This window comes from Tepidiforma sp. (genome assembly GCF_034432735.1).
Lineage (GTDB): Bacteria > Chloroflexota > Dehalococcoidia > Tepidiformales > Tepidiformaceae > Tepidiforma.
In genome coordinates this window covers 1-3,101 of sequence record NZ_DAOUBJ010000110.1, presented here as the reverse complement: position 1 = coordinate 3,101, position 3,101 = coordinate 1, and the positions used below count along the sequence as shown (strand labels likewise).

Annotated in this window: 4 protein-coding genes and 1 pseudogene; 2 read left to right on the top strand and 3 right to left on the bottom strand. The window is 65.2% G+C overall.

Features of this window, described 5'->3' with window-relative positions; all coding sequences use genetic code 11:
- Positions 1 to 525 (bottom strand): annotated as a pseudogene (locus VAE53_RS10395) (glucose-6-phosphate isomerase); the annotation flags it as partial.
- A 411-nt stretch (positions 526 to 936) separates the two neighbouring features.
- Between VAE53_RS10395 and VAE53_RS10390 the strand changes: the two are divergent.
- Together VAE53_RS10390 and VAE53_RS10385 are read left to right on the top strand one after the other, a co-directional pair.
- Positions 937 to 1,128, top strand: coding sequence for a hypothetical protein (locus tag VAE53_RS10390; RefSeq protein ID WP_322819308.1), 192 nt, complete (start codon positions 937 to 939; stop codon positions 1,126 to 1,128).
- Positions 1,129 to 1,250: 122 nt separating this feature from the next.
- Positions 1,251 to 1,478: a hypothetical protein gene (locus tag VAE53_RS10385; RefSeq protein WP_322819307.1), complete on the top strand. Its 228-nt coding sequence runs from the start codon at positions 1,251 to 1,253 to the stop codon at positions 1,476 to 1,478.
- Positions 1,479 to 1,554: 76 nt separating this feature from the next.
- Here VAE53_RS10385 and VAE53_RS10380 read toward each other — a convergent pair whose 3' ends face one another.
- Both VAE53_RS10380 and VAE53_RS10375 read right to left on the bottom strand, forming a co-directional pair.
- Complete coding sequence (locus VAE53_RS10380; protein ID WP_322819306.1) at positions 1,555 to 2,391, bottom strand: sulfurtransferase; 837 nt, start codon at positions 2,389 to 2,391, stop codon at positions 1,555 to 1,557.
- A 55-nt stretch (positions 2,392 to 2,446) separates the two neighbouring features.
- On the bottom strand, positions 2,447 to 3,101 hold a 655-nt coding region (locus VAE53_RS10375; RefSeq protein ID WP_322819305.1), incomplete at its 5' end, for a hypothetical protein.

The following is a 3,101-nucleotide window of genomic DNA, read 5'->3' as shown; positions in this document are numbered from 1 at the left end:
AAGCCGGCGCGCTTCGGCCTCCAGGGGGGTCCCGGGATCGGTGACGACGATGAACCGTGAGGGGTCGGGAATTTTGTCGCGAAAGAAGGCGAACTGGGCCCGGGTTTCGACGGTGGTTCCGGATTTACTCGAGACGACGACGACGGTCTGGGCCAGGTCGAGGCGTTCCAGAAGGTCAGCGAGCTGCCTCGGGTCGGTCGAATCGAGTAGTTCGAAGCCAAGGGCGCCGGTGACGGGGCCGAACGAGGTAGCCATGACCTCGGGTGCGAGGCTCGAGCCGCCCATCCCGAGAAGGAGGAGGGTGTTGGCGCCGGCGTCGAGGAGCTGCCCGCGCAACTGTGCGAGGGCCGGCAGCCGCACGAACATCTGCTCGTGGACCGTGAGCCAGCCGAGGCGGTCGGCGCATTCGGACGGGTCGTGCTGCCAGACGGTGTGGTCGCGGGCCCAAATGCGGCCGACGATATCTGCTCGGGCGAGTTCGGCGAGCCGGGCTTCGACCGTTGTGGCGAGGTGAGCCGGGAACATGAGACCTCCGGCGCAGCGGCGCTGCCTCTAACGATAGCGGAGGGCGGAGGAACGGGCAGGCATCGTTGGCGGCCGAATGCGGTGTTCTCCGGTGAGGATGACGCGCCCGCGGGGAACGCGGGCGTTGGGGACTGGAGGCGCGGTGGGAGGGGCCGCGGGCGGCGGAAGGTGATCGTATTTCCGGGCGCGTCCATGCATTTGGATATGTCGTCGGGGATAGCGGTTTTTCTCATCCCGCGGGACGATTGCAGGGGCGAAGAGGTGGCGACGGTGGGGTGGCCCCGGGGATTCGTCTGGATGTCGCGGGCGGCCAAGGGCGAGAGTGCGGGTTTTCATGGAGTGAACGGATCGTGGCGAGTTGTCGAATATTGGAGTACGAGGGCTGGCGGACCCCAGCGCTGGAGGTTCGAGATGCAGGGGAATATGCGGATCTGTCAACGCTGCGGGGCGCCGTATGACTGGCGTCGTTCGGCGAGTTCGTATCTGAAGATGACCTACTGCGGCAGTCTTTGCGAGAAGGCGGACCTCGGGTTCACCATCGAGACGTTGCTGAGGGAATTCGAGTACGTGCGTGGTGAGTGGCGGGCGCTGCTCGCGGCCTGACGGGGAGGGAACGTAAGCAAGGTCGGGTGGGTCGCTTTACGAAACGGTCCCCGGCGCCCTACGCTGGAAGTGTGAGGGAAGCCGACCCGCGAGGCGGCCAATCCGTGCGAGGGAGGCCAATGATGGACACGCCGATCGGTCCTGGCCCGACCGGGATGAATCTCAACAACATCCGCGTGTGTGCGCGGTGTGGCCTCCGCTACGACTGGCGGAAGTCGCCGAGCGGCATGAAGATGACGTACTGCTCGTCGCTCTGTGAGAGGGCGGACCTCGGTTTCACGGTGGAGGCACTACTTCGTTGGGAGCGTGAGCCGGCCGAGAAGGAACCGGTCGGCCCGACAACGGAGTAGTCGGAGACCGCGAGGAAGTCGAAATTGGCAGCCCCGGCCTCGCGGTCGGGGCTGTGTCGATTTTCGGGGTGGGCCACTAGGCGAGCGTGAGGGGCGTATCGTCGCGGTTGGCCCAGTCGCGCATCGAGCCATCGTAAACGCGAACGTCGTTGTAGCCGACGAGATACATCGCGAAGGCGGCGTGGGCCGCGCGAATGCCACCCTGGCAGTAGGTGATCGTCGCTCGGTCGCGGTCGAACCCGGCATCGGCGAGGAGCCGTTCGATCTCTTCGGCGGGGAGGAAGCGGCGGGTATCGGTGTGTTCGACGAAGCGGAGCCATTCGAGGTGTTTTGCTCCGGGGACGTGACCGACGCGGCGGTTGCCGCGGTCGTTGGTGCCGTTCCACTCTTCATCGGTGCGGGCATCGAGTATCTGACAGGTGGGGTCGTCGATGTGGGCTCGGAGGTATTCGGCATCGGCGATGAGTTCGGGGCGGGGGCGGGCAACGAAGGTAGCCGGGGCGGGCTTGCTGGCGTGGAACGTTATCGGGCGGCCTTCGGTGAGCCAGCGGTGCCAACCGCCGTTGAGCACGCGCACGTTGCTGTGGCCGTAGTAGTTGAGGACCCACCAGAGGCGGGCGGCGACGAGGGCGTTGTTGTCGTCGTAGGTGACGACGAGAGTGTCGTTGGAGACGCCGAGGCGGCCCATGAGGGCCTCGAACTCAGCGGGGGGCATGACGAAGGTGCCGTGGTCGGCGCCTGGGGGCCCCGCCTCCTTGATGTAGTAATGGACGGGGAGATGTACGGCGCCGGGGATGTGGGCGCGACGATAGGCTTCGAGGACGGCGCAATCGATGATTCGCACGCCTGGGTCGTGGAGGTGGTCGATGAGCCATTCGGGCTCGGCGAGCAGTTCGGGGCGCGCGTATCCCACGGGTGAGGCCTCGATTTGGTTATTGGCTTTGCTCTACGCCGTTAACGACGATGGGTCAAGGACCGGGGGTGGGTGTGGCGCCGTTGGTCGGTGTGGCACCAATTGGAGTGGGGGTGACGCCGGGGTTGGGGGGACCGGTGTGGCGGATGTTGATGTAGACCTGAAGCGTGAGCCCTTTGCCGTCATTGGTGGAGAGGCGGAGGGTATAGACGCCGTCCTGGAGACCAGCGATGCGGATGGTGCCGAGGGGTCCGTTTTCGATCTTGGCGGTGCCCTCGCCGATGACGGTCCATTCTGTGGGGGTGGATGTCTTTCCGAGCTCGAGCTTCCAGTTGCGGAGGCTGGGCGGGTTGACGGTTCCGATGACTTCGGTGTCGCCGGAGATGGTACGGCCGGTGGTGATGTTGGCGATGGCGATTGCGGCGAGCCCGGTGCTCTTTTCTTTGGGAGCGATGGGGATGTCGCGTTTCTTTGCGAGTTCTTCTGCGAGTTCCGGTTTGAAGGCCGGGAGCTTGACGAACTTGGCGATCTTGCGGAACTCGGCCGGCGTGGAATCGGTGGCGAGGAGGCCGTTTCGGCTGTCGACCTCTTTTTCTTCGCACTGGGATTCGTAGGTGACGTCGGTTCGCACCCAAGCGGTGACGACCTGGTCGCAGTACTTGAAATCGGGGCCGAGGTTACGGTCGGTTGCGGGGGTCTGGAATTCGCGT